The organism is Haloarcula sebkhae, from assembly GCF_014647415.1.
In the GTDB taxonomy this organism is placed as follows: Archaea; Halobacteriota; Halobacteria; order Halobacteriales; family Haloarculaceae; genus Haloarcula; species Haloarcula sebkhae.
Genome location: NZ_BMPD01000025.1, coordinates 1 through 554 on the forward strand (window position 1 = coordinate 1; position 554 = coordinate 554).

General features: G+C 55.8%; 1 rRNA gene. It reads left to right on the top strand.

From position 1 onward, the window contains the following. A 23S ribosomal RNA gene (locus tag IEY38_RS21175) occupies positions 1-554 on the top strand; the annotation flags it as partial.

The window sequence follows — 554 nt, forward strand, 5'->3', positions numbered from 1 at the left end:
GTCGTTAGTAACCGCGAGTGAACGCGATACAGCCCAAACCGAAGCCCTCACGGGCAATGTGGTGTCAGGGCTACCTCTCATCGTCCGACCATCTCGACGAAGTCTCTTGGAACAGAGCGTGATACAGGGTGACAACCCCGTACTCGAGACCAGTACGACGTGCGGTAGTGCCAGAGTAGCGGGGGTTAGATATCCCTCGCGAATAACGCAGGCATCGACTGCGAAGGCTAAACACAACCTGAGACCGATAGTGAACAAGTAGTGTGAACGAACGCTGCAAAGTACCCTCAGAAGGGAGGCGAAATAGAGCATGAAATCAGTTGGCGATCGAGCGACAGGGCATACAAGGTCCTATGACGAATGACCGAGACGCGAGTCTCCAGTAAGACTCACAGGAAGCCGATGTTCTGTCGTACGTTTTGAAAAACGAGCCAGGGAGTGTGTCTGTATGGCAAGTCTAACCCGAGTATCGGGGGAGGCACAGGGAAACCGACATGGCCGCAGGGCTTTGCCCGAGGGCCGCCGTGTTCAAGCGCGGGGAGCCATGTGGACAC